This window comes from Allobosea sp. LjRoot9 (assembly GCF_964252745.1).
Taxonomy (GTDB): Bacteria; Pseudomonadota; Alphaproteobacteria; order Rhizobiales; family Beijerinckiaceae; genus Allobosea.
In genome coordinates, this window is record NZ_CAXUPC020000001.1 from 1 (window position 1) to 24,795 (window position 24,795).

Genomic DNA, 24,795 nt, shown 5'->3' on the forward strand with positions numbered 1-24,795 from the left:
AAGCAGACCTTTGCAGCGTCCGCAATGGGCCACAAACGTCGGTCGCTCCTCCGGGCGAAATGCGCGAGCACCAGACATCCGGACGTTACCCAGAATCGGACATTCGTGCGCATGCATCTGTCATCAATTTAGAAAGTCCGCTCCAGAAAGAGTTGCGCCGAGCTTTGCCTGCCGTTGAAGCTCGCGGCGAGCGCGGGTCCGGCGAGATCAATGCGCTGCCAGGCGAGCGAGGCTTCAAGGCCGATTCGCAGGCCTTTCAGCGGCTTCCAGACGACGTTTGCCGCGACGCGGTCGATCCGGATCCGCCCTTTCTCGCCGCCAATGCGCGGTAAGGTGAGCTCGTAGCGGCTGATATAGGCGTTGCTCGACCATTCGTCGGTCCATCCCCGGCCGATCGAGACCACGCCGGACCAGCCGCGCGTCGCCTCATCGCCGCTCAGCAGCGGGAAGGCGACGCGCCGGTCGAGCTGTGAGCCGATATAGGGCGCCGCATTCACCGCCCCCGCGATCTGAGCCGAGAGCGTCAGTGGCTTCTTCAGCACGGACCCGTCCCAGGTCGCACCGAGAACCGCCGCGCGGCCGACAAGGCTGGAGGCCCCGATGCGTGGCACGTCCCGCATGGCGACGGCTCCATGGAGGGTCAGCGTGTCATGCTGATAGAGCAGCCGCGCGACGCCGTCTGGCATGCGGCGGCCGGCGCTAGGCAGGGGCGTGCGCTGATCGATGGACACGTCTTCCGCAGAGATCGACAGGCTGAGGCTCTCCGTCAACTGCCGTTCGTAGCCGATGATTGCGACGGTCCGGCTCGGGATCCGCCCGACGAAGGCAAAATCGTCGCCCGCCCAAAAGTCGAAGCGTGACCCGGCTACGCCGAAGCTGAGCGGCCCGAGCGTGACACTGGCCTCGCTGAGTGTGACATCACCGGAGGCGTTGCTGCTCGTGTCGATGGAAAATTCGAAGGCGCTCGCCAGAAACAGGCCATTCGCAAGGCTTTGCCCGGTTTCGATCCGAAAGGTCGTGTTCAACGGAAAGCTCGTCGCGTTGAGTGGCACCTGGCCTGTTGCTCGCGTCAGCGCGTTCGCTCGGTAGTCGTCGCGCTGGGGGCCCGCATTCACCGTCCCGGAGATAGCGATGCAGGTGCTGGAGCCCGGCGAAAGGAAGCCGCGTGGACTGTCCTCCGCCTCATCCTCATCGTCGTCTGCCGTATCGTTCGCGCCATCCTTCTCCTCGCCATCAGAGGCACTCCTGGCGCGAGCGGCGGCGGAAGGAGGGAAGAGCGGGACAGGATCGGGAGCCGCGATCACGCAGCTCCGCAGGAAGCTCGGCGGCCGGCCCGCCGCTTGCGCGTTCGGGATGAGCGCGGTGCTAATGAAGAGTGCCAGCAAGGCTGCATTGCGGCTCATGATCCACATCGACCATTCGAACTCCTGCAGCCACCTGGGAAGGCAATCCCAAACGAGCCGTGATCAATCGTCCTTGAAAGCGAGGGACAGTCGATATTCAAGAACGAAGGCGGCCTATCGCGGGATCGTAGATGCGCGGGGACCGACAAATCTCTTCCAACCTCGCTCGATCTACTGCTTGAAGCCAATCAACACGCCGTCCGCCCCAAGAGAAAGCTGCAATCCCTGCCGGCGTGTGGCCAACCGCATCGTGACGCCCTTGCTGTTGCGGAGCCAGAGCCGCCCCCGTCCCTGATCGCCGACTGCCCAACCTTCCCGAAGCTGGACATAGGCGCCGGCGAAATCCTCGGCCCTGGCGAGACCGTAAACCGTGCCCGTCGCAGTGAGGCGCGAGACGCCAATGCCGCCAAAACCCAAACCGCCCACAGTGATGCCATAAGATCGGCCGCGGAAATTCAGCGTCCCCCCACCGATTTCTCCAGAACCGACGACGGCGACCTGGACCTGCTGGATCCGCACGGATCCCGTCGCCGGTCCCAAAGAGCGCTGCTGCGACAGAGCCGGCACCGCTAGCGCCAGCGAAGCCGCGAGGGAAGCCAGTGAGGCTTTGAAGGCTGTCATCGTCATCTCCTTGTTGGTGCGTTTGGTTGGCGCGTTTGCGGAGAAATGCGCGGGGAGCCCGCGCAGCTAGAACGGGTTGACGTAGTTGGTGATCGCGATCTGGCGCAGCAGCACCTTGCGGATGACATGGGCGGCCGTGACGCGATCGGTGAAGATCGCAGCGTCGCCGACGCTGCCTGCGGGCAGCGCCTTTGCGAAAGCCGCGTCGTCGAGCTGCACGCGCACGACGAACGGCGCTGCCTGGACCGCCTTGGGGGCGACCGCAAGGCCGGAGGTCTGCACCTGCCCCGAAGCGACCGCCTGCAGAATGCTCTCGACCTTGCCGGTCTGCACCGTGCCGGGCGTCATCTTGAAGGTCAGTTCGACCGATTGACCCCGCGCCAGATAGCGCGCGTCGATCTGGTTGATCTCGACGCCGATGATCGTGTCCGAGGTGTCGATGAAGGCCATCACCGGCGCGAGCGGCAGGTTCGCGACCCTGGCGCCCTTGCGCAGAGCCAGATTGGTAACGTAGCCGTCGGCGGGCGCGCGGACCGTCGTCTTCTCCAGGTTCCATTTTGCGCCGACGAGTTGGGCTTTGAGCTGCTCGACCTCGGCCTCGCGCTGCTCGACATCGAAGGTCCGGCCAGTGCCGCGGCTCTGGAGCTGGGTCATCTCGGCAAGCCGCGTCTCCTGGAATTTGAGTTGCGCCGCGAGCGCGTCGACCTGTGACTGGAACGGCACCGGATCGATCCGGAACAGGACGTCGCCCGCCTTAAGCGGCTGGTTGGCTGTGACGGGGACGTCCACGACCTCGCCGGCGACGTCCGGCACGATGGCGACGGAATTGCGCACCACAAGCGCGGGACCCTGCGGCGCGCCCCAGTTCATCGGGATGAACAGGCCGATCATCAGCAACAGGAAGACCAAGACCGGCGACACCTTCCAGAACAGGTTGAAGGGCACGATCCTCAGCTTCACGAGGATGAAGAGCAGCGCGAGATAGACGTTGAGCAAGACAACGATCATCGAACCGCCTCCCCTTGATTCAGGCTCGAACGCGGATTGGTCGGGACGTCGACATAGGCCCAGATCAGCATCACCGGCCACAGCACGAAGCCGAGGAAGAGCGTGACCCAGCCGCCGACCGCAACAGCCTCGGCCCAGGGGTGCTGGCGCTTGCGGGCGACAATGCCCGGTAGCATCGCCATGAAGACGACGACGACGACCGTGCTGAGGACCAGCACGGCCAGGACGATCCAGGCGAAGACATCGAGGGCTGCCATGAAATTCTCCTGAGGTCGGGGTCAGCGCGGAAAGGCTGGATTGAGAGGGGGGAGTGGGTCGGGCCTGGTTGGGGCCATCGGCCCGCCGCGATGGGCGGCAGCAATTGCTTCCGACAGTTCCGCTCCGTGTTGGCCGCTCCAGCCGGCGCCAGTGCCGAACAGCGCACGGTCGAGCTTGTCTATGAGCGGCTGGAGGCGGGGATCGACCCGTATGCGGTTGGCATCCGTGGGTGGGAGGCGGTCGAACCAAACCGACAGGGCATGATAGGTCTCGGTGGGATCACCGGATGCCGCCGCACGCTGTAGCGCCTTGCGCGCGAAGGCCTCGGACGAGCGTCGACGTTGCAGAAACCTATCCAAGCCGGCCCTGAGCGGATGCCAAAAAATGGCGGGCAACGCCAGCAGCAGAATCGTCCCGAAGCCGATCGCGATCAGGGGTGACTGCCAACGTAGCGATGACGTTGTGGTGGCGCTGGTCGCACCCGCTGCTCCAGCCGCGACCGCGATGGTGAGCCCCGGCAGCGCCTCGGTTCGCGCCTGCTTGTTTGCCATGTCCCACCAGGGCTGCGAAAGCTCCGGCAAGGCGTAGCGGCCCGGCCTCTCGAAGACATAGGTCGCCTTGTCGGTCCGGACGCCCTCGACCACGCCCCGGTTGGCGCGATCGTCGATGACGGGCGGGTCGACATAGACACGCACGCCCTCGGGAGCCGCGAAGCGGAACTCGGCCATGCCTAGCGCCGGGACGCCGTTCGCCTGCCTGCGGAGAGTCCTGGTGATCGCACCGCCTGCCTTGAAGCTGGCCGAGGCGGGATCGGGTGACCAGCTTTCGCTCACCGTCACCTTGTCAGCAACGAGAACGGGGCCCGATGCATCCAGCCCTGGCGGCACGGTGACGGCGATCGTGGTGGCATCGCCGGCCACCGAACCCGCCGGATCTCCTTTGCGGTCGAGCAGCGTGATATCGGGAGGAGGGATTGCGATCTCGCCGCCACGGCGCGGAAAGACCAGGAACTCGAAGCTCTGACCAACATAGTCCTGGCCGTTGACGTGGTCGCGGATCGTCACGGCTTGCGTCTCGAAGCGCAGAATCTGCGCGCCGGGCGCATCGCGCAGCTTCACCAGCGGTGGATGCGGCATGTCCCCTGCAAACATGACCTCGACCAGCAGCCGCACCGGCTGTCCGATGACGATACCGTCGGCCGGGTCAAGCGACATGCGCACGAGCGGAGCGCTGCCCGGAACCTGAGCCAGGGCCAGGGCGGGCAAAGCAACCACGGGCCACACGACCACCAGCCATGCCACGACGAGCCTCATGGAGCTGCCACCCCCAGCTGCGCCCGAAGCTGGTAGGCGAATTTCGCGCGCAGGAAATCGGCTGGCCTGGTCTGGACCCGCTTCAGCCAGAGCGCGCGGACCGCCTCGTCCGACATTGGCATCGCCGCCTCGATGCTCGTGTCCTCACCGCCCTTCTTGGTCTTGTCGAAAACGACCTCGTCGGGGCGGGAGTCGGTCTGCCCGGTCTCCCCGCCCTCCGCCTTCTTGCGCGTGCCGCGAACCCGGGCAATCTCGCGATTGGTGAACGCCGCCGTCCAGCCAGGACGCAACGCCAAGGCACGATCGTAACGCTTCAGTGCATCGTCGTACTGGCCAAGCATCACCAGCGCATTGCCCTGGTCGAAAGCGCCAGAGGGCGTGTCGGCGGTGGCGAAGGCCTGGGCCGCGCCTTTGAAGTCACCGGCCCGGAACAAGGCGACACCGCGCCAAAGCGGATCGCGGAAGGCTTTGGCGGCATCCGCCGGGCGGCTTTCGCCGATCAGCACACGGCCACGCTGATCGGGCGTCAGCCAGAGGTCGCGCCAACCCAGGCGATGGCCCGCCACCAGCAATGCGATCCCTGAGGCGATCCCGATGCTCGCGTAGGGCGAGGCGACCAGCGCGGCGAGCCGTCTCATGCCAGCACCCATCCGCGTCGGAACCAGAGCAGCGCCAGCAGCGCGATCAGCGGAGTGAGCCAGTAGCCGGCCTCGCGCCAATGCTGACCCTCGCCATCGATGCCGGGCGCCTGATCGGCGCGATCGAGACGGTATACGACCGCGGTGACGTCGCTCTGGTCCGCCGTCGTCGCCACGACCGACGCATTCAAGGCTCGGGCGGCCTCACCAAAACGTTCGGCTCCGGACTCCGGGCCGAGAAGCGACAGGATGGTCACGGATGGGCTCCGGCTATCTGCGAGCCGCCCGTCGATGTCGGGCCCGAGCTCATCCGCCATGATCAGGATCGAGCCGCCATCGGCATGGCTGGCAAGCGCACGTTTCGCCAAAGCGAGCGCGCCAGCGAGGTCGTCGCCCTCCCGAGGCATGATCTCGGGCGACAACGATTTGGCGAGATCCAGGACGACGATACTGTCGGGCGTCGGCGGCAGGACGAGATGCGCCGAGCCAGCATAGGCGATCAGACTGGTCGCCGCGCCTTCGCGTGCAGCGAGGATGTCCGCCAGCTTCTGCCGCGCCCGATCAAGCCGGGTCGGCGCCAGATCCTCCGTCAGCATCGACTGCGTGACCTTGAGCACGACGGCAACGGCAGGCTTCGCATCGGCGAAAGGCGACGGCTCGCGCTGCCAGGCCGGGCCAGCCACGGCAATGCCCGCAAGCATCCAGACAACCAGCAGCGCGTTGGCGGGCGTCGCGACCGGGCGCCGGCTCTCGCCCACGACCAGATGAGCCAACAGGGCCGGATCGATGACGCGCTGCCATTTGAGCAGCGCGTCCGAGCCGTGACGATCAAGCAGCCAGAGCGCCGCCGCCGGAAGCAGCGCCAGCAGCCAGAGAGGCCGTTCGAAATGAAAGGGTGCGAGTTGCGCGATCATGGCGCTGCTCCCGCCAACGGTTGGGCTGCTGCCGGCGCGAACCACTGCATGCGTCGTCGCAGTAACCGCGCCGCCTGAACCATGAGTGTCAGCACCAGCCCGGCGCCAAGCGGGATCCAATAGACGTCACGTTTCGGGCGGAAGCTGACCGTGTCGATCCGGCGCGTCTCGATCTGGTCGAGCTGCCGGTAGATGTCGGCGAGCTGCGCGCGGTCGAGCGCACGGAAGAAGCCGCCGCCCGTGGCGTCGGCCACATCCTTCAGCGCGGCTTCGTCGAGCTTGTCCTCGCCGGCTGCCTGCGGATCGCCAACCGCAACGGTGTGGATGACGATGCCCTTGTCCCTGGCGATGCGCGCCGCCTCGACCGGCGGAACCTTGCTCGTCGTGTCGTTGCCGTCGGTCAGCGCGATGATGGTCTTGGCCTTGACGGTGCTGCGGTTGAACAGCCCGATGCCGAGGCCGATCGCATCGCCGAAAGCCGTGCGCGGGCCAGCCATGCCGACGGCTGTGTCACGCAACATCACCCGGCAGAGATCGAGGTCGGTGGTGAAAGGTGCGAGCGCGAAGGGCTCGTCACCGAAGACGACGACGCCAACCCGGTCGCCCTTTCGGCGCGACAGGAAATCGTCCAGCACCTGCTTGACCGCCGTCAGCCGGTTGACCGTCCGACCGGAGGCATCGACGAAATCGCTCGTGTCCATCGAGCCGGAGAGGTCGACCAGAACCAAAAGATCACGCGTCGGCAGGTCGCGATGCAGCGGCGGGTCGATCCATTGCGGACGTGCCAGGGCCCCGAGCGCGAGCAGCCAGCACAGGCCGAGCACGGTCAGCCGCGCGGCTCCACGACTCGCCACGACGCCACCGGAGACGGACCTCTGGCCGCTGAGCCGCGCGAGCCTGTCGAAGAACGGAACGCGCAGGCCGGGACGCTGCTCGGCATGGGCCGGCAGCCAAAACCAGATCGCCAGCGGCAGCGGCACGAGCAGGGCGATCCAGGGATAGGCCAAGGAGAGCATCGTCAGGCCTCCGCGGCAGTGCGGCCGCGCTGGCCGCGGAGCCAGGCCTTTGCCTGAGCGAAGAAGTGCCGATCGGACGGAGCAGATGTGTTCCCAGGCATGGGCGATGTCGCCAGACAATCGGCTATCGCATCGGTCTGCGCGTCTCGCGGCGCCGTCCGCGCAATGAAGGCTGTCCAGGCCGCCCCGGTCAGCGATGCGACAGGCTCCCGGCCATAGCGAACAAGGGCGACCCGCTTCATGATCGACGAGACGGCCTCGATCGCCTCCTGTTGATCTGGTCGCTGGACCGCCGCAAGGGCGTCGAGTTCGCTCAAGGCCTCGCGCAAATAGGCGTCGGCGCGGTAGCGGCGGAGCGCCCGCCAGGCGAACACCGTGAGCGCCGCCAAGGCTGCAACCGCGACGATCCAGATGCCGATGGCCGGCGGCCAGAACGGCGCAGGCGGCGGCAAGGCGAGGTCAGCCAGATTGGCAAGGTCTCCCGGATCGGCGCTCATGGCGGTGCCCGCCCGCTGGCAGTGGCCAGGGTCTGGACGCGGCGACGGCCGATCAGCTCGCGCAACTGGTCGGTGACATCGCGTGCGGTCGAGATCGGCAGGACAGGGATGGCGCGGCTCCGGGAGAGCTGCGCCAGTCGGTCCCGCCATTGCGTGTGGTCGGTGGAGAAGCGTTCGCGGAGCGCCGACGCGGAGGCGTCAACTTCGATTTGTGCCTGCCCAGAACTGAAGGTCGCGGGCCCGATATCGGGCAATTCCTGCTCGAGCGGGTCGTGGACGAAGATCGCGAGCACATCGTTATGGGCGCAAAGCCGTGTTACCAGCCGCGTAGTCTCGTCATCCTCGCCGGCGGCGTCCGAGATCAAGCAGATCAGCCAGTCATGCGTGGCCATGCGGACAGCCATCCGCAGGGCGCCGTTGAGCCCTCCCGTCGTGGTCTCCTGCGCTGAGGGATGCGCCAGCGCCGCGTTCTGGCGGGCGATCTCGGAGAGCACGCGGACGACGCCATGGTCGCGCGCCTGCGGTTTCACCGAGACGATGCCGGCCTCCCCGAAGACCACCGCCCCGATCCTGTCGCCGAGCGAGGTGACGCGCCAGGCGGCGAGCGCCGCAGCCTCCGCCGCCGCGACCGACTTCATCGCCCGCCTGCTGCCGAAGAACATCGTGCTGCGCTGGTCGACCAGCAGCAGGACCGGCCGGTCGCGCTCCTCGGAATAGACCCGGACATGCGGGCTGCCGAGCCGGGCGGTCGCGAGCCAGTCGATCGTGCGGGTATCGTCGCCCTCGGAGTAGCGGCGCAGTTCCTCGAAATTGAGCCCGCGGCCGCGCAGGCGCGAGGCATGGCGACCCGCGAGCAGGCTGTGCACGGGCTGGCGCGGCTGGAAGCTGAAGCCACGCGCCCGATGCTTGAGGCGAAGCAGGTCCTCGAGCGTGACGAAGGCGCGGGCTCCGGCGATCGGAGCGCTGTGGCCTGTCCTTGCTCTTTCGCGCATCAGCGCCATCATCGACCTCGCTCAAACGGCAACGGCAACCTGCTTGATCACCTCGTCCAGCACCGTGTCGGCGGTCATACCGTCGGCTCCGGCCTCGTAGGCCAGCGACAGACGGTGGCGCAGGCAGTCATGCGCCACGGCCTGAACATCCTCGGGCGTGACGTAGTCGCGGCCCTGGAGCCAGGCCGAGATGCGCGAGCAGCGATCCAACGCGAGCGAGCCGCGCGGACTGGCGCCGACTGCGATCCAGTTTTTGAGGTGGTCGCCGAACTCCGCCGGCCGGCGCGTCGCCGCGATGAGCGCGACCATGTAGGTCTCGACGACATCCTTCGTCGTCACCCGGTCGATCTCGGCCCTTGCGTCGAAGACCGCCTGCTGTGGGATTTTTGCCGGCGGCGGAGCGGAATTCGCCTGGGCGGCCGCGCTCTCGGAGCGGACCAGCCGCATGACCTTCACCTCGTCGGCGTCGGAGGGGTAGTCGATGCGGATATGCATCAGGAAGCGGTCCATCTGCGCTTCCGGCAAGGGATAGGTCCCCTCCTGCTCGATCGGGTTCTGCGTCGCGAGCACCATGAACAGCGGCGGCAGATCGTAGCGCTTACCCGCCACGGTGATGTGGCGCTCCTCCATTGCCTCGAGCAGGGCCGACTGCACCTTTGGCGGCGCCCGGTTGATCTCGTCGGCGAGAATGAGATTGCCGAAGACCGGCCCCTTGTGGAACTCGAACTGCCCGTCCTGGCGCAGGATCTCGCCGCCCGTGACGTCGGACGGCAGCAGATCGGGCGTGAACTGGATGCGGCTGAAGTCGGATTCGAGGTTCTTCGACAGGCTCTTGATCGCTCGCGTCTTAGCGAGGCCCGGCAGCCCTTCGATCAGCGCATTTCCGTTGGCGAGCAACGCGATGACGATGCGCTCGACGACGCGCTCCTGGCCGATGATGTCCTGATTGATCCGGCCCTGAAGCTCGAGAATGGCATCACGTGCAGCCGGGGCGGCGCTTCCGTCCATTGTCGGATCCTTCAGGAGGCATAGTCATCGCACCCTCAGGATTGTGGACGAAGCAAAGGGCAAGTCAGCCGTGTAACAGTTACCGCGACATGGGCGTGCCAGCCTCACCCAGCGCTACAGCGTTTTCGGGCGAAGTGGACACCGGTTCGCGCCAGGAAAACGCGTTAAAATAATGATCTAGAGCAATTGAACGATCCAACTGGATCGGACATTGCTCTAACCACGCACCACGCAGCGGAAGCCGACATGGCTGGTCGAGGTGTCGACCGGCTCGGCGTGCCGGGCAGCCGGGCGGTAGCGCCGGCAATAGCTCGGCGCGCAGAGATGCGAGCCGCCCTTCAGGACCTTGCGCGGAATCCGGATCTCCGGCTGGCGCGGATCGTAGCTCTCCGCCTCGGGGCCGCCGCGCGGGTTCTGCGGCACGCAGCAGGCCTTGGGCGCGTCGCCGGGGTGGCGCGTCGACCAGAAGTCGCAGGTCCATTCCCAGACATTGCCGATCATGTCGTAGAGGCCATAGCCGTTTGCGGGAAACGCCTGGACCGGCGAGGTCCGGGCGAAGCCATCCTCCTTGGTGTTCTCGCTCGGGAAGTTGCCCTGCCAGATATTGGCCATGTGCCGGCTCTCCGACACCAGATCGTCGCCCCAGGCGAACTCGGCATTCTCCCTGCCGCCCCAGGCTGCAAACTCCCACTCCGCCTCGGTCGGCAACGATTTCCCCGCCCAGGCGGCATAGGCCTCGGCGTCGCGATAGGCGACATGCACGACCGGGTGGTCGTCGAGGCCCTTGATCGAGGAGCCTGCGCCATAAGGCTTGCGCCAGGTCGCGCCGAACTGGAAGGTCCACCATTGCGACCAGTCGCGCAGGTCGACCGGGTGCGTGGGCGGATCGAACATCAGCGAGCCCGCCCGCAGCATATGCGGCAGCGCGCCGGGGTAGTCCTTCGGGTCCGGCACGATCTCCGCCAGGGTGACATGGCCTGTAGCTTCGACGAAGGCACGGAACTGCCGGTTCGTGACCGGCGTCGCGTCGATCCAGAAAGCATCGACCGAGACACGGTGGCTCGGCGCCTCTTCAGGATAGTGGCGGTCGGAACCCATAAGAAAGGTTCCGGCCTCGATTTGGCGCATTCCGGGGATAAGTGGGGCTCTGTCCAGCATTCCGATAGTTTCCCGTAATCATCGTTCGGGCAACAGGAAGGTCAGCGTGGCGCGGACACCCCAGCGAGGCGCTTCCGAGGCCCTGACGGCGTAATATTTGAGGCCGACGCTGGCGCTCATCGCCTGCTCGCCGACCTTGAAGACCTGGGCGAGGCCGACGTTGATTGGAACGGTCCATTGGCGGGCGATCCAGTCGTAGCTGGCCTCGGCGTTCAGCGAGGCGCTCAGGCCCTTGCCGAACTGGTAGGATAGGAACGGCTGAAGGAAGGTTGCGCTGACGTCCTGACGGCCGTTAGGGCCGGCATAGGACCAGATGTGGTTGGCGAGGCCGCCGACCGTCCATGCACCCTGTTGCGTCAAGACAAGCGCGGTCGGACCCGCTCCCCATTTGCCCGAGCCGAAGCGATCATCGGTCGCGGTCGGCCACAGGAAGGCCGGGCCGATCCCCCAGGTGATGCCGCCCGAACGGTTCTTCGGCGTGAAGAAGAAGCTTTGGGTGATGTCGCCGAGCCCGGTTCCGTCCGCGGTGCCGTAGCGGTCGCGGTGGATCACCGGAAGGATCGTCCGGACGATCAGGTTCCAGTCCTGATTGAGCGAGACCGGGATGACAGGCTGGATGTTCGTCGTCGACGAAAGGCCGTTCCGTCCCGGCCCGCCGCGGAAGTCGAAGTTGGTCTGGATCGGAATGCTGATCATGCTCGCCACGGGATTGGCGAGCTTCTTCGACAGCTCGTCGGCGTCTTGGGCGAGCGCAGGCGCCTGTGGCAACGCGATCGCCGCCAGGATGGTGGCACCTGCCAGAACTCTAGGTGACATGGCCATGTCCGAGTTCACGACGCGGGCTGCGCGTCCGGGAACTTCCACTTGCCGTTCAGGATTTCCGCACGCGGTCGGTAAAGCCGGACGAGGTAGTTCCAGCCGTTGGCGATGGGCAGGCAGTTGACGACCTTGCCGTCGCAGCCCCCGAACTGGACGTTAACCGATCCGTCCGATTCCCGCTTCGCAGTGATGTCGTTGACCGTGTAGGCGTTCTCCGCGTTCTTCTCGAAGTACCCCTGCGCGTTGTAGACGCTGATCGACCAGAAGGCGTCGACGGGCACGTCCTTCACCTTCAGTTTATAGACCGTGTTGCCGTCGTTCTTCTCCGGCGTGTTCCCGACATAGGTTGCGTCCTTGTCGGGGTTGCCGCCCCAGCCGGCCGCGGTGCCGATAAGGCGGTGGACCGGATCGACCTTGCCCTTGGGACCAAAGGCGCCCTTGAAGTCCTTCATGGTGGACGCCAGCGCCAGCAGCGCGTCGCGCACTTTCTTATGGCTGCCGGGATCGTAGCTCGGCACCTCGAACCTGCCGGCGCCGTTCTGCGTCACGCGGACGCTGTCCTGAACCGCGTGGACCTTCTTCAGATCGTCCGGGTCGCCGGGATCTACGAGGACGCGCATCAGCAGCGCCATGTAGCGCGTGCCCATCTCCTTCCTGGTGAACGTGTAGGTGCCGGCCTTGTAGATCACGCGCGGCGTGAACTGATCCTGGTCAACGACCTGGATCGAGCGGAAGCGCTTGCCGGCGTCGGGGAGCGTGACCGTGACGGGGCCGGCGTCCAGATCGATGACGGCGAAGGAGTAAAGCGTGTCGCGGTTCAGCCGGATGATCGACTGGCGTTCGATCGACGCCGGTTCGCGCGTATGGTTGAATTTTCCGAGGGTGCCGTCCTTCAGCAGGTTGCTGAAGTACATATCCGTTTCGGCCCGTACGAAATTGTCCGGGTTGACCGGGACCGGCGTGGTCGCCGACTGGCCGAGTGCGCCGCCGATCATGGCAAGCGTCAAGGCGGCGCTGAAAAGCAGGGGCTGGATCTTCATGGTCGCTCCATTTCGACACCAGGATTGGCGGGGGCGAAGACAGGTTGGGATTTGGCTTCTCCGGCATGCCGGTGGTTCAGTGAGGGCAGACGTCCCAGAAGCCCTGGGTGCGCTGCGGATCGGTGTAGAACCAGCAGTAGCCAGGCGCCGGGGCTTGCGAGTTCGCATAGGCGTATGCCGCCCCGGCCGTGACGAAGCCGATCGCGGCGCCCGAGGCGATCGCCAAGCCGGGATGCCACCAGTAGGAGGCCGGACGGACCCAGGGTCCAGGGAGATAGCCGGGGCGGTAACCGGGCCGGACGAAGCCGCTTCGGCCAGCGATGACGTTGCCTCGCGGGCCACGGGCGACGTAGCCCCTGCCGCCGATGGCACCGCGCGGACCGCGGGCGACGAAGCCGCGGCCGGCGATGGCGCCGCCCCGCGGGCCGACCACGACGCCGCGACGGAAGCCGCCGCCACCGAGCTGGACGTCCTCCACGAGGTTGGGGGCCGCTGCGCCAACCTGCGGGACGAGCGGCATGGCCGCGGCCGTTGCCTGTTGCGGCAGGAGAAGGCAGGCTAACAGCAGCGCAGACGACAGGCGAATGACGTTCATGGTGTCTCTCCATGGCCCGCTAGGAGCGGTTTTCAGCGAAAGATTGTCTTCCAGTCGGTCTTCATGTCGACCACGGTCCAACCCTTGGCGGCGGCCTCGTCGAGGGCCTTGTCGAGCCTGCCGATATGCGAGGTCCGGTCGTAGGCCCATTCGCGCTCCGCGTCGGTGTGATGGACGATGAGCGCGAGGCGGGAGCCAAGTCCTCCGACGGTGTACTGGAGCATCTGAAGATCCCCGTCGGAATTGCCGAAGGCGAGGATCGGGCGCCGGCCGATGAAGCGGTTGATGCCGACCGGCTTGCCCGGTCCGTCGTCGATGAACTCGTTCTTGGGTTCCTTGAAGAGCTCGGGCTTGCCGTCCACCGTCAGCCGGAACTTGACCACGCCGGATGAGCCGACGACCTGCTCGGGCGGAATGCCGTACACCTTCTCGGCGAAGACGCGCATGAACTCGACGCCGCCTCCGGAAACGATGAAGGTCTTGAAGCCGTTGGCGCGGAGATAGGCGAGCAGCTCGAGCTGCGGCTGGTAGACCATCTCGGTGTAGGGGCGCTGCTTGGTCGGGTGGCGGGCGATCGACAACCACTTGTCTACGGCGGCATTAAACGCATCGGTGGTCATTCCCGCATGCGTCAGTGCCATTGCCTGCAAGACGCCCTTGCCACCGTTCGCCGAAAGCGCCTTGAGGTCGCGGGCGAGCACCGAACGATAGGGCTCCGTAGCCTGCAACGCAGGCTTCTCGGCCGCCATCCGCTTGACCTCGTCGAAGGCGAACTGGAGCTGGAAATAGACCGGCTGCTCGGCCCAGAGCGTGCCGTCATTGTCGAAGGTCGCGATCCGCTCGGCCGGCCTGACGAAGTCGGGCCCGCCCTCGCGGGTCACCTTGCCGACGAAATCGAGGATGGCCTGCTTGCTCTTGCCCTCGTTCCAGGACGGCAGCGGGTCGGCCTGGGCGAAAGCGCCGGCGCTCCAGGCGCAGGAGGCGGCGAGGAACAGCGCGGCGACCGCGATGCGGAATTTCGACATGGGACTCTCCTTCGAATCTCGTTCGCAGCGCTCGGCTCACGATGCGGGCTGCGGCTGCGGGAAGGTCCATTTGCCGTTCAGGATTTCGGCGCGCGGGCGATAGAGCCGCACCGTGTAGTTCCAGCCGGCCATGGTCGGCAGGCAGTTGGCGATCTTGCCGTCGCAGCCGCCGAACTGGATGGCGATCGAGCCGTCGGCGCTCTTCTTCGCGGTCAGGTTGTTGAGCGTGTAGGCGTCGTAGGGGTTCTTCTGGTAGTAGCCCTCGGCATTGTAGAGGCTGACCGACCAGAAGCCGTTGACCGGCACGTCCCTGACATTGAGCCTGTAGACCGCCTTGCCGTCATTTCCGCTCGGGGTGATGTTGAGATAGGTCGCGTCCCTGTCGGGATTGCCGCCCCAGGCCGACGCCGACCCGATCAGATGCCGAGTCGGATCGACCTCCTTCTTCGTTCCGAAGGCCTTTTTGAAGTCGGGAATGGTCGAGCCGAGGACGATCAGCGCATCGCGCACCTTCTTCTGGCTGGCCTGATCCCAGTTCGGCACCTCGAACTTGCCGGAGTTCTTCTGGCCGACCTTGATCGCATCCTGCAGGGCATGGACTTGCTGAATATCCTTGGGTTCAGAAGGATCGACCAGGGTCCGGATGGCGACGGCGACGTAGCGCGTGCCCGCGCTGGCCCTGGTCAAGGTGTGAGTACCTGCGCCGTAGTAGACGGCCGGCGTATAGTGATCCTCGCTGATCACCTGCATCGACATGAAGCGCTTGCCGGCATCCGGCAAGGTGATCGTCACCGGCCCGGCATCGAGATCGAACACCGCCGCCGAATAGAGCGTGTCGCGGTTGAGGCGGATGACGGTCTGGTTGTCGATCGAGGCCGGCTCGCGACGATGCAGGAACTTCCCGAAGCTGCCGTCCTTCGCCATGTTGCTCATGTAGAGATCGGTTTCGGCGCGGACGAAGTTGTCTACGCCGACCGGCTTGGAGGCCCCCCCGATGGCCTGCGCCTGTGCGCCTGCCGAGCCTGCCACGAGCATGGCGAGGGCCGAGATCATCTGTCTGGTCATCGTGAGGCACGTCCTTTTCATCAAACCGCGCGCGCCAGCGGCGGCGCTTTCCATTTTCCGTTCAACGCGGTCGATTTCGGCCAATACAGGCGCATCACCACGAAGAACGGACCCTTGGGCGCAGGGAGCCAGTTAGGCTCGCCATCCTTCCCCGGCGACTGGTTCTGGACGGCAATGGTGATGCCGCCGTCCGGGTCGCGCTTCAGCGACGGCAGCATCGACGAGTTGATCAGGTAGCGATTGATCGGATTGGCGTAGAGCAGGCTCGCCGGCAGCTCGTACATGGTCAGCGACCAGAAGGCGTTGACCGGCGGGAGTTGGCCGGGCGCGAAGCGCAGGACATAGCGGTTGGCGCCTTCCATCTTTTGCCCGGTAGAATCGACGAAATAGAGCGGGTAGATCGCCTCCTGCTTCGAATTTCCGTAGATACCCAGCACGGCGGCCGACATCCGAGCCATGTAGTCGTTCTTGAGGAAGGCCCGCGTGCCGAAGCCGTCGGCGCTGGTGCGCTTGCCGGTATCGAGTTGCGTTGCCTTGTAGTCTGCGAAGGCTTTCCAGGCATCGGCCATGCCGTCCTGCAGGGCTTGGCGAATTTCCGGCGAGAGCGCGGCGGCGTCGAACCGCTTACCGGCGCCGATCCCGATCCTGGCGAAGCGCGCCATCAACGCCCGCTCGGACGGATGGGGCGGGCAGAACTGCAAGAGGAAGTTCAGGAGGCCGAAGAATTCGAGCGAACTGCGCTCCTGCTCGGGGCCGAGCGGCTTTGCGAACGCCACAGCGGGCGCGGCTGCAGACGCGGATTGGCCCAGGAACTGCGAGAGTGGCTGGACCTTGTAGCCGGCCTGGACCGCCTTGACCTTCTCGATATCGGCCGGATCGAAAAGCTGCGTCCGATAGAGCACGAAGGCGAAATCGGTCTCGCAGCGGATCACCGACTTGATGCCCTTGGGCTTGCGGCCTTTCCAGGCTGGCCCAGCGAGCAGATGGCTGTCGACGCCGTTGCCGGTGGCCCGGCTCCCGACATAGGCAAAGTCGAAGGTGTACAGGTCGATGAACTGCAGCGAATAGTAGCGCCCCTTCTCAACCGCTGGCACGGTGAAGACGAGCGGTTCTGCCCGCAGGTCGGCGCCGACATAGGAATAGGGCGTGTCGGAATTAGGCGTCTGGATAGCCTTGTCCTCGGGCGTATAGACCCGCGCATTGTTGACCAGCGTGTTCCAGGGCGCCTTGTATTCCGAGCTGCCGCGATCGACGAAATAGGAATGCTGGATGCGGTAGCTGTCGACCATGGGGAAGCCGTAGATCGTGGCCTCCCTGGCGATCGCGCGCGCTTCGCTTGCCGACAGCGTCTGGGCGAAAGCAGGTAGCGGCGTCATGACGCTGCTGACGAGCAGGGACGCCCCACCCATCAGGATCGAACGCCGGCTCGGCATCGCTCCGCGCTGTTCTCCTGGAATCCAATCCATGATGGTCCTCGATGCAAAGGGAATCGGCCGGCGGTTTGCCGGCCGACAGGATCGGGAGGACTATTTCGGCGCCGCCTTGGCGGCGTTGGCCTTGATCTTCATCTCGACGTCGCGCGCGACCTGGTCGATCGAGAAGCTCGGAGCTTCCTGGCTCGGCGGATATTCGATGAAGGTCTGGAGGAAGCCGGCGGCCTTGGTCACCAACCAGCCGGCCAGATAGACGTTGTCGACCAGCCAGGCATTGTACTGATCCGAGACGATGTCGGCGCGCTCGAACGGGTCCATGCGCAGATTGAAGATTTTTGGCACGCGCAGGCAGACGAAGGGCTCTTTCCAGACGTCGAAGCCGCCGGGGTATTTCATCTCGCAGAAGACCGCCTTCCAGTTCTCATGCCGAAAGGCGACAAGCACGCCGTCATCGTTGAAATAGGCGAATTCGGTGCGGTTGCCCTTGGGCTGCTGGCCGGTGAGATAGGGCAGCTGGTTGTAGCCATCGAGATGGACCTTGAAGGTCTTGCCTTCGATCGGGGCGCCCTTCAGCAGGCGGTCCTTGATGTCGGTGTCGCCGGTCGCCGCAAGCAGGGTCGGGAACCAGTCGAGGCCGGAGAACATCTCGTTGGAGATTTCGCCCGGCTTGATGCGGCCAGGCCAGCGGATCATCGCAGGCACGCGGAAGGCGCCTTCCCAGTTCGAATCCTTCTCGTTGCGGAAAGGCGAGGTCGCCGCATCCGGCCAGGAGAAGCGGTTGGGGCCGTTGTCGGTGGCGTAGATGACGATCGTGTTGTTGGCGATGCCGAGATCGTCGACTGCCTTCAGCAGCTTGCCGACATCTCCGTCATGCTCGAGCATGCCGTCGGCATAGTCGTTGCCGGGCATGCCGCTCTTGCCCTTGTTGGCTTCGCGGATATGCGTGAAGACGTGCATGCGGGTGGTGTTCATCCAGGTGAAGAACGGCTTGTTGGCCCGCACCTGACGCTGCATGAAATCGATCGCGCCGGCGGTCGTCTCGTCGTCGATGGTTTCCATCCGCTTCTTGGTGAGCGGGCCGGTATCCTCGATCTTGCCGTCGGCCGAGGCCTTGAGGACGCCGCGCGGGGAAGCAGCCTTCACATAAGCGGCGTCGCTCTTCGGCCAATAGGGCCGCTCGGGCTCTTCCTCGGCGTTGAGGTGGTAGAGATTGCCGAAGAACTCGTCGAAGCCATGCCGGACCGGCAGGTACTCGTCACGGTCGCCGAGATGGTTCTTGCCGAATTGTCCGGTCGTGTAGCCGCGCGCCTTGAGCGCCTGGGCGATGGTGATGTCACGGTCCTGCAGGCCGACCGGCGCGCCGGGAATGCCGACCTTGGTCAGGCCGGTGCGCTTTGGCGTCTGGCCCGTGATGAAGGAGGAGCGACCGGCCGTGCAGCTGTTCTCCGCGTAATAGTCGGTGAACATCATGCCTTCCCTGGCGATGCGGTCGATGTTCGGCGTCTTGTAGCCGACCAGCCCATGCGTATAGGCGCTGATGTTGGACTGGCCGATATCGTCGCCGAAGATCACCAGGATGTTGGGACGGGTCGGGGCCGGCGCAGTCTGGGCCTTGCTCGGGCCCGCCGACAGGCCGAGGACCAGCCCCAACGCTGCGGCAGCCAAAAATTTATGGCGTTCCATGAAGCACTCCCGGTTCCGGATCGCCGCTCTGGGTCAGGCTCGATACCAAGAACACCGATCCAAGCGCGCCGAGGAATGCTCGCATGGCGTGTTGAGGCGCTTAAGGATGTAACGGTTACGATAGGGGAGCACGCCTGTGGCTCATGCATCAATGCGCTGCCGACTGAACCCCGAGCTCCGAGCAAAGTGACGCGACAACCACGTCCGCGATAGCGTCGATCGCTGCAAAACAGGGCGTAGAGGCGGCGCGCAGGTCACGGAAGTCGCCACATCTGATCTCGCCATTGCGCAGATCGCTGGCCCGCCAGGAAAACCGCCTGGAATCGCCCATCTCGCGCACGACAACGTCGAGCGCATAGGCGTTATGGGGCTGCGCCAGGAGGTCGTTGAGCGCGCGGGTTGCCGCGATGTGCTCCACCGGCGGAACGGCAAAAACCTTGAAATGCGCCTGGTTCAGACGGATCGCAAGAGCGTCTGCAAAGAGCCCCGCCCGCAATGCCGTCTCAGTATCGGACTGTACGGTCTGATCCTTGAGCAAGATCGTCGAATGGTGCGGCTCCGTCAGGCCGACCCGCGAAAGGGCGGGCTGCAAGGGCTCCTCACCGCTCCCGGCAGCTGACGACCAACTGAACACCGGAGCATAGCTGCCGGGCGGAATGGATATCCTGACCGGCACGTCTGCGCCGCTCCCATCGTAATGGGCCGTGAGCGCGGACCGAAGGCGTGTCGCCTCGATCCTCACAATCGGATCGATGTTGGGATCGAACGTCTCGTCACGGCCAAAGACATCGACGCCGATGAGGTAAGCCTTGATCCGGTCGGCGTGTCCTGCGACCGCCTGATTCACCACGAAGGACAGGAAGCGGCGGTTTCTTTCCGAGAGCCGCAATGTCTCCGAGGCCAACAACTCATCGAGTGCAGCCAGGATATCGTCAACCGGAGGTTGCGTTTCACGCCGACCTAAAACCTGCCTATCCATCGCTCCGCCCCAAGCTAGGATTTCCGTCTCGTCGTCTTATCGTGAGAGCTTCAGGCTACCTTAGCGCTCAGATGCCGGCAAGGCGGAAGCGCGCGCGCCGTTCTGCGCTGTGCTCATATGGCTTAAGCAAGTCTGATCAGGATATCTTGCTCTGTAGCCGATGCGAGCGCCTGATATTCCTGCATCCGCGCCGGCCCGACCGGCGCCGGGCACTTGCTCCAATAGCTTATAGCCTCGCAGGCTGTTTCATACGCTTCACAGAGTTCGACCAGTCTCTGGTCATGGCGAAAGCGTTGCTGCAGCGCCGCACGCCGTTCCGGCCAGCGGAGCATGAGCCGCGCAAGCCCACGCTTTTGTGCCTGGTCCATGGCCACCTCCGGACACGGTAAGAGCCGGTTAGGCTCATACTGCGCGATCGCTGGTCCAGATGTAGATTTAACCGTTACCGACCGATGCAGCCAGCGAGGGCGCGACGTTCCATGAGCGTTCTCGGGGATTCGTCGACAAGGACATGGGAACCTGAAAGCTGACCGTAACTGTTACTAAAGGCTCGACGCCGCCCGGTTCATCATCGCCTCTAACCTTGACCCTTTATCAGAATCAGGATCAGCTTGACGTCAATTCAGCGCGGGGGTGTCTGACATGAAGCGATTGAGAGCCGCTTTTATTGCTTCCGCGAGCTGCCTGTGCGCTGCCCTGCCGTTCAACCCGGCCTACGCCACGGAAGGCGGCGCAAGTCTGTACGTTCCGGGCCTGCGGGGTCCATTGGCCGGCGTGGTGCCGCCTCCCGGGTTTTATTTCGAGAATGATTTTTATAGCTATTCCGGGCGGCTTTCGGCAGCGACGCAAACGCAGCTCGGCGGCGCGGTCCTGAGCAATGTCAAGGTTCAGGCCCGGATCAACTTCCTGACGCCGACCTGGGTCACACCGGTCGAGGTCCTCGGCGGCAATCTGGGCTTCGCGGTCACGCTGCCCTTCGGCGTCCCCCGGATCAGCGCGGGCGCCCTGATCACGGCCCCGCGGCTGGGCCGTGTCTTCGGCTTCAAGCAGCGAGATGCAACCCTCAATATCGGCGACCCCGTCGTCTCCAGCTTCGTCGGCTGGCATTCCGGCAATTTCCATTGGTCGGTCGGCGCCTCCGTCAATATCCCGGGAGGCGCCTACCAGGACGGCGAGCTGTCGAACGTCGCCCTGAACCGCTGGATCGGCGACGTCTACGCCGCCGGGACCTGGCTCGACCCCAAAATCGGGCTCGATATTTCAGGCGCCGTCGGCTTCGAGATCAACGGCAAGAACAATGCGACCGACTACAAGAGCGGCAACGCCTTCCATGCCGATCTTTCCGTCAGCCAGTATCTCAGCAAGGAGTTCTCGATCGGCGTGCTGGCCTCGCACTACCAGCAGGTCAGCGGCGATAGCGGCAGCGGGGCGTCGCTTGGTTCCTATAAGGGCCGCGTGACTGCGGTTGGTGGAACGATCGCCTACACCTTCGACGTTGCTGGGACGCCGGTTTCCGCACGACTGAAGGTTTTGCGGGAAGTCGATGTCGAGAACCGCTCGCGCGGCACGATCGGCCTGATCAGCATCGGCTTCCCGATCGGTTACGTCGCGAAGCCGCCGCAGCCGGCCGGTCCGCAGGTCGTCAAGCACTGAAGTCATCAAGTGCCGAAACAGAGCTCCAGCGGAAAGCCGCCGAGCCGTAATGCGGGCCGAGCCTTCGACCGCATCAGCGGGCGCAGCGGTCATAGGGCGTCTCGACCTCCGGGAATTCCGGGTCGAACCGCACCAGGCTGTCGTCTCCATTGAAGCGGACGGAGATGGTCATTGTGTCGAACATGATCTCGCTCTCGCAGCCGAGGAGGAATGTCAGGATATCCCCCTTGTGCTTCGATGAAATCAGATCGCAGGTCGCTCGCGCGCCCCTCACATGCTTGCCGCTGACGATGAACCCTGACCAGGAGTCGCCGAACTGCCTGTTGAAGACCAACCGGCCATTGCGCTTGGTAAAGACCTGGTCGCAGCTCGCCGCGCTCGTGGCCCAGGCCCCCTGCAGCCGTTCTGGGGATGCCCAACCTGGGCGATCCGAGATTGCGACAGCAGCGCCGGCTAGCAGCAGCACAAGGATTGTTCTTATCTGCCTCATCGATCACCCGTTCGGTTCAGCGGCCGGACTTGGTCGGTCGCGTCTTTGGAAAGAGTCGCGAGCGAAGTGTCGCGAACGGGCATTTTCCGCTGGATCGATGGAGGCCGAAAGGTGCGCGTGACAGGTAACTGTTACACCCGGCAAAGCCACGCCCACATCCGCGCTGGAGCCGTTCTTGCCAAACCAGCGACCCCGAAGCCGAGCTCCGACTGCTCAAGCTACGCAATCTGGTGCGCACCAAGGCCGGGGCGAACGATGACGGTGATAAGCGGATCAACCGCGTCGCGGTATTGGCCGAGCTCAAGGTCGCCCATGAAGACCAGCTCTACCCCACCGAAGACGCCTTCCCGCCGATAGGCACGCTCATTGCGCGACCGATCGTCGGCGAGGCAGCCGCAATGGCATGCGAACCCGGGCTGCCGCTGATCATTCATGGCGCGGGTGGCATGGGCAAGACAGTCCTGATGCAGAGCCTAGCTGCGACGCTGGGCCTGCGTGACCAGGTCGTGATCTTTGACGGGTTTGGTGCAGGTCGCTGGCGCGATCCCGCCGACGGCCGGCACCGTTCTGAAAAGACCCTGGTCCATCTTGCCAACCTCCTCGCCGGACATGGCCTGTGCGACATCCTGCTACCGATCTCGGAGCCCTCCAGCCTGCTCCGCGCTTTCCGCCAACGACTGACACAGGCGGTGACCACGGCACGACAGGCCTCGGACGAAGCGGGCGTTGTGCTGAGGCGAGGCGCAATGCGAGCCGCGCGATCGATTGGCATAATTTGGCTAGCAAGGGCAAAGCCGGCAAGGCGTTCGATCCCGGCAAGGCCTCCGAGCGGCTTGATGATATCGGTTTCGCTTATGTGGAGCTGTTGGCCGGGAACGACACGCGCGTCGCTGAGTTCTTCGCGCGCCGAGGCGATGGCATAGCGTACTCCAAATTCTGCGACCTGTTCGACCTAATTGAGCGCCAGCGCTGCTGCCCCCACCCACCCGATGACCGTGTGATGCGACGATTGCAGCAATGCCGTACGCCCGCGCGGAGCCTCTGGGCGGCAGCATTACAATATTCAGATCGGGATCCTGCAAGAGACAAGCGGCTCATTGCCCGGCTTGCTGCTGCGCCATCCGAAGCGCGCTCTCGCCATGTCGCTCTATGGTGATCCCTTTATCCGACAGAACGGTTAGCTTGGCCGGCACCCTCCCGTCCCCAAAATTCTATCTCGGGTCCCACCGAAGCGACATCAGCTCATGCAGTCAAATGCGGCTATGTGCTGACACGTGACACGTAGAGGTCGATTTTGACCAATGGCTGGCAGACGACCGAGGGCCGCCTCCAATACGGCGGCCCTCCTTTTTCTATTGACGATGGGGTCGTTCCTAATGCGGGTTGCCGGAAATCGCACTCAGCCTTGGAGGCAATCACGAGCTGCTGTCAGGATTGGTCCACTTATCGCGAGGCTGCCAACTCTTTGATTTGTCACTCTGCGGGAACGTCGAGAGTGCGACAGAGTTCTCGCCACTCGCGAGTGGAGAGGCCGCTCGTTGCCGCCGAAACTCTTTCCCCAGAAACCATCCGCTTCACCGCTTCGATTGCGGTGCGGGAAAGCGACGCGGCGCCCATCCGGTGTTCCATAAAGGCTTCATGGCTTATGGGAACCCAGCGCTTCATAATTTCGAGCATCGCTTCCGCATAAACGCGGATCTCATACTGAGCATGAGGATCTGCCCTGAGACGGAGGAACCCCATGAGGTTATGCAGATTGGCTTTCCAGTACCACTGCGTATAGGTGTTTAGTGTCAGGTTCATCCGGGCAAGCTCCCGAGCCAACCCCGACCGATCTACATCAACGGAGTGGCCTTCGGCTTCTTCGTTGAGCATCCAAGCGTAATTGGAATAGGTTCGCTCCGCGTCACTGGTCAGCAGTTCAAGAACGCGTCGGGCTTCATCGCCCTCGAGGATTTCGCCTCTACCCTGCCTGTTAATGCTGGATTGTGCCGCTAGATGCTGCTGCTCTGGAATGTAGAATTCCTTGTCGAGGATCGAATAGCGAGCGGAGTATTCGTTGACGCTTGCAGTCCGGTGTCGAATCCACTGCCGGGCCACGAAGATCGGTAGCTTCACATGGAATTTGATATCCGCCATTTCGAAAGGCGTCGTATGCCAATGACGCATCAGGTACATGATAAGGCCGCGATCTTCACTCACCTTCTTTGTGCCGCGGCCATAAGAAACGCGTGCGGCCTGCACTACCGCGCTATCGTCACCCATGTAGTCGATGACGCGAACGAAGCCGTGATCCAGAACGGGAAAAGGCTCATAAAGAATCTCTTCCAGTGCGGCGACAGTTGGGCGGAGTGTCTGGGACGCCGCCGCTCGGCTCTGCCGGATCTCTTCGAGTTGGTGGCCGGTGATGCTCATCGGATTCCTTTCACGTGCAGCAATCGAGTACGGCACCGCTCGGCTGCTAGCAAGATTGCCTTTGGCCACTTTGGCGCAACAGCGCGGGCATCGATCACCGCAGCCTCCCCAGCCTGACGGCATGACACCGAGCGAACAGATGCGGACTGTGGCAGTCGACAATGCGATACGTCGGACGGCCTTGGGAAGCCCACGCATGCCGTATTTCATGATGTCACGATATGGATGCCTTAACGAATACGGAAGGCAATGGCGCTCATGGCCGGCGCCCGACGGCACGACGATCGACCAGATCGCCTGGCTGGTCAGCGAGATCCAGCGCAACCCGGATTCGCGCCGATTGATCATCTCGGCCTGGAACCCGGTCGACATTCCGAAGATGGCGCTGGCGCCCTGCCATTGCCTGTTCCAGTTCTTCGTCCTGGACGGCAAGCTCTCCTGCCAGCTCTATCAGCGCTCGGCCGATGTCCTGCTCGGCGTGCCCTTCAACATCGCGAGTTACGCGCTACTGACGCATATGGTGGCGCAGGTGACGGGGCTGGCGGTGGGCGACTTCGTTCATTCCTTCGGCGACACGCATCTTTATGTGAACCATGTCGACCAGGCCCGGCTGCAATTGACGCGAGAGTTGCGCCCCCTGCCGAAGCTGACGCTGAATCCGGATGTGAAGCGGCTGGAGGATTTCTCCTTCGTGGATGTGCTCATCGAAGGCTACGATCCGCACCCGGCAATCAAGGCGCCGATCGCGGTCTAGAGGGGGCGCTGCCGAGCC

General features: G+C 64.4%; 26 protein-coding genes. 3 read left to right on the forward strand and 23 right to left on the reverse strand.

Annotated elements, in window-relative coordinates; translation table 11 throughout:
• Positions 1-128 precede the first annotated feature (128 nt).
• The 21 genes from ACSQ3P_RS00005 to ACSQ3P_RS00105 all read right to left on the reverse strand — a co-directional run bounded on the left by ACSQ3P_RS00005 (position 129) and on the right by ACSQ3P_RS00105 (position 19,833).
• A complete protein-coding gene (locus tag ACSQ3P_RS00005) occupies positions 129-1,403 on the reverse strand; it encodes a porin (RefSeq protein ID WP_436163669.1) in 1,275 nt (424 codons plus the stop codon).
• Between the two features lie 171 nt (positions 1,404-1,574).
• The gene (locus tag ACSQ3P_RS00010; protein WP_436163670.1) at positions 1,575-2,024 is read right to left on the reverse strand and encodes a hypothetical protein; all 450 of its coding nucleotides are present in this window, start codon (positions 2,022-2,024) and stop codon (positions 1,575-1,577) included.
• A gap of 66 nt (positions 2,025-2,090) precedes the next feature.
• Positions 2,091-3,032: an HlyD family secretion protein gene (locus ACSQ3P_RS00015; protein WP_436163671.1), complete on the reverse strand. Its 942-nt coding sequence runs from the start codon at positions 3,030-3,032 to the stop codon at positions 2,091-2,093.
• Positions 3,029-3,289, reverse strand: a complete 261-nt coding sequence (locus ACSQ3P_RS00020) for a DUF3302 domain-containing protein (RefSeq protein WP_436163672.1) — start codon at positions 3,287-3,289, stop codon at positions 3,029-3,031. Before ACSQ3P_RS00020 ends, ACSQ3P_RS00015 begins: the two co-directional genes overlap by 4 nt.
• A 21-nt stretch (positions 3,290-3,310) precedes the next feature.
• Positions 3,311-4,603, reverse strand: a complete 1,293-nt coding sequence (locus ACSQ3P_RS00025; protein ID WP_436163673.1) for a hypothetical protein — start codon at positions 4,601-4,603, stop codon at positions 3,311-3,313.
• On the reverse strand, positions 4,600-5,241 hold the full coding sequence (locus ACSQ3P_RS00030; protein ID WP_436163674.1) for a tetratricopeptide repeat protein: 642 nt from the start codon (positions 5,239-5,241) through the stop codon (positions 4,600-4,602). Before ACSQ3P_RS00030 ends, ACSQ3P_RS00025 begins: the two co-directional genes overlap by 4 nt.
• Entirely contained in the window at positions 5,238-6,155 is a 918-nt protein-coding gene (locus tag ACSQ3P_RS00035; RefSeq protein WP_436163675.1) for a VWA domain-containing protein, read from the reverse strand. Before ACSQ3P_RS00035 ends, ACSQ3P_RS00030 begins: the two co-directional genes overlap by 4 nt.
• Positions 6,152-7,171 (reverse strand): VWA domain-containing protein, encoded by a 1,020-nt coding sequence (locus ACSQ3P_RS00040; protein ID WP_436163676.1) that lies wholly within the window; start codon positions 7,169-7,171, stop codon positions 6,152-6,154. The genes ACSQ3P_RS00035 and ACSQ3P_RS00040 overlap by 4 nt, the downstream gene beginning before the upstream one ends.
• 2 nt (positions 7,172-7,173) lie before the next feature.
• Positions 7,174-7,668, reverse strand: coding sequence for a DUF4381 domain-containing protein (locus ACSQ3P_RS00045; protein WP_436163677.1), 495 nt, complete (start codon positions 7,666-7,668; stop codon positions 7,174-7,176).
• Positions 7,665-8,660, reverse strand: a complete 996-nt coding sequence (locus tag ACSQ3P_RS00050) for a DUF58 domain-containing protein (protein ID WP_436163678.1) — start codon at positions 8,658-8,660, stop codon at positions 7,665-7,667. The genes ACSQ3P_RS00045 and ACSQ3P_RS00050 overlap by 4 nt, the downstream gene beginning before the upstream one ends.
• A gap of 21 nt (positions 8,661-8,681) precedes the next feature.
• Complete coding sequence (locus tag ACSQ3P_RS00055; RefSeq protein ID WP_436163679.1) at positions 8,682-9,668, reverse strand: AAA family ATPase; 987 nt, start codon at positions 9,666-9,668, stop codon at positions 8,682-8,684.
• A 216-nt stretch (positions 9,669-9,884) separates the two neighbouring features.
• Positions 9,885-10,826, reverse strand: a complete 942-nt coding sequence (locus ACSQ3P_RS00060; RefSeq protein ID WP_436163680.1) for a formylglycine-generating enzyme family protein — start codon at positions 10,824-10,826, stop codon at positions 9,885-9,887.
• A gap of 18 nt (positions 10,827-10,844) precedes the next feature.
• On the reverse strand, positions 10,845-11,642 hold the full coding sequence (locus ACSQ3P_RS00065; protein WP_436163681.1) for a hypothetical protein: 798 nt from the start codon (positions 11,640-11,642) through the stop codon (positions 10,845-10,847).
• A 14-nt stretch (positions 11,643-11,656) separates the two neighbouring features.
• A complete protein-coding gene (locus ACSQ3P_RS00070; RefSeq protein ID WP_436163682.1) occupies positions 11,657-12,685 on the reverse strand; it encodes a DUF1254 domain-containing protein in 1,029 nt (342 codons plus the stop codon).
• 76 nt (positions 12,686-12,761) lie between these two features.
• Positions 12,762-13,280 (reverse strand): hypothetical protein, encoded by a 519-nt coding sequence (locus ACSQ3P_RS00075; RefSeq protein ID WP_436163683.1) that lies wholly within the window; start codon positions 13,278-13,280, stop codon positions 12,762-12,764.
• Between the two features lie 32 nt (positions 13,281-13,312).
• The gene (locus ACSQ3P_RS00080; RefSeq protein ID WP_436163684.1) at positions 13,313-14,305 is read right to left on the reverse strand and encodes an HAD family hydrolase; all 993 of its coding nucleotides are present in this window, start codon (positions 14,303-14,305) and stop codon (positions 13,313-13,315) included.
• A 36-nt stretch (positions 14,306-14,341) separates the two neighbouring features.
• Positions 14,342-15,370: a DUF1254 domain-containing protein gene (locus ACSQ3P_RS00085; protein WP_436163685.1), complete on the reverse strand. Its 1,029-nt coding sequence runs from the start codon at positions 15,368-15,370 to the stop codon at positions 14,342-14,344.
• A gap of 20 nt (positions 15,371-15,390) precedes the next feature.
• Complete coding sequence (locus ACSQ3P_RS00090; RefSeq protein ID WP_436165129.1) at positions 15,391-16,746, reverse strand: DUF1254 domain-containing protein; 1,356 nt, start codon at positions 16,744-16,746, stop codon at positions 15,391-15,393.
• 150 nt (positions 16,747-16,896) lie between these two features.
• A complete protein-coding gene (locus ACSQ3P_RS00095) occupies positions 16,897-18,486 on the reverse strand; it encodes an arylsulfatase (RefSeq protein ID WP_436163686.1) in 1,590 nt (529 codons plus the stop codon).
• 148 nt (positions 18,487-18,634) lie between these two features.
• Positions 18,635-19,465 (reverse strand): hypothetical protein, encoded by an 831-nt coding sequence (locus ACSQ3P_RS00100; RefSeq protein ID WP_436163687.1) that lies wholly within the window; start codon positions 19,463-19,465, stop codon positions 18,635-18,637.
• 122 nt (positions 19,466-19,587) lie between these two features.
• Positions 19,588-19,833: a hypothetical protein gene (locus tag ACSQ3P_RS00105; protein ID WP_436163688.1), complete on the reverse strand. Its 246-nt coding sequence runs from the start codon at positions 19,831-19,833 to the stop codon at positions 19,588-19,590.
• Between the two features lie 274 nt (positions 19,834-20,107).
• On the opposite strand from ACSQ3P_RS00105, the gene ACSQ3P_RS00110 reads away from it, so the two are divergent.
• Entirely contained in the window at positions 20,108-21,118 is a 1,011-nt protein-coding gene (locus ACSQ3P_RS00110; RefSeq protein ID WP_436163689.1) for a SphA family protein, read from the forward strand.
• Between the two features lie 73 nt (positions 21,119-21,191).
• On the opposite strand, the gene ACSQ3P_RS00115 is transcribed toward ACSQ3P_RS00110, so the two are convergent.
• Positions 21,192-21,584 carry a hypothetical protein gene (locus ACSQ3P_RS00115; RefSeq protein WP_436163690.1) on the reverse strand — a complete coding sequence of 131 codons (393 nt, stop codon included), beginning with the start codon at positions 21,582-21,584 and terminating at the stop codon, positions 21,192-21,194.
• Between the two features lie 254 nt (positions 21,585-21,838).
• On the opposite strand from ACSQ3P_RS00115, the gene ACSQ3P_RS00120 reads away from it, so the two are divergent.
• Positions 21,839-22,531: a hypothetical protein gene (locus tag ACSQ3P_RS00120; RefSeq protein WP_436163691.1), complete on the forward strand. Its 693-nt coding sequence runs from the start codon at positions 21,839-21,841 to the stop codon at positions 22,529-22,531.
• A 550-nt stretch (positions 22,532-23,081) separates the two neighbouring features.
• On the opposite strand, the gene thyX is transcribed toward ACSQ3P_RS00120, so the two are convergent.
• Positions 23,082-24,023 (reverse strand): FAD-dependent thymidylate synthase, encoded by a 942-nt coding sequence (thyX, locus tag ACSQ3P_RS00125; RefSeq protein WP_436163692.1) that lies wholly within the window; start codon positions 24,021-24,023, stop codon positions 23,082-23,084.
• Positions 24,024-24,219: 196 nt separating this feature from the next.
• Between thyX and thyA the strand changes: the two genes are divergently transcribed.
• Positions 24,220-24,777, forward strand: a complete 558-nt coding sequence (gene thyA / locus ACSQ3P_RS00130) for a thymidylate synthase (protein ID WP_436163693.1) — start codon at positions 24,220-24,222, stop codon at positions 24,775-24,777.
• Positions 24,778-24,795 lie beyond the last annotated feature (18 nt).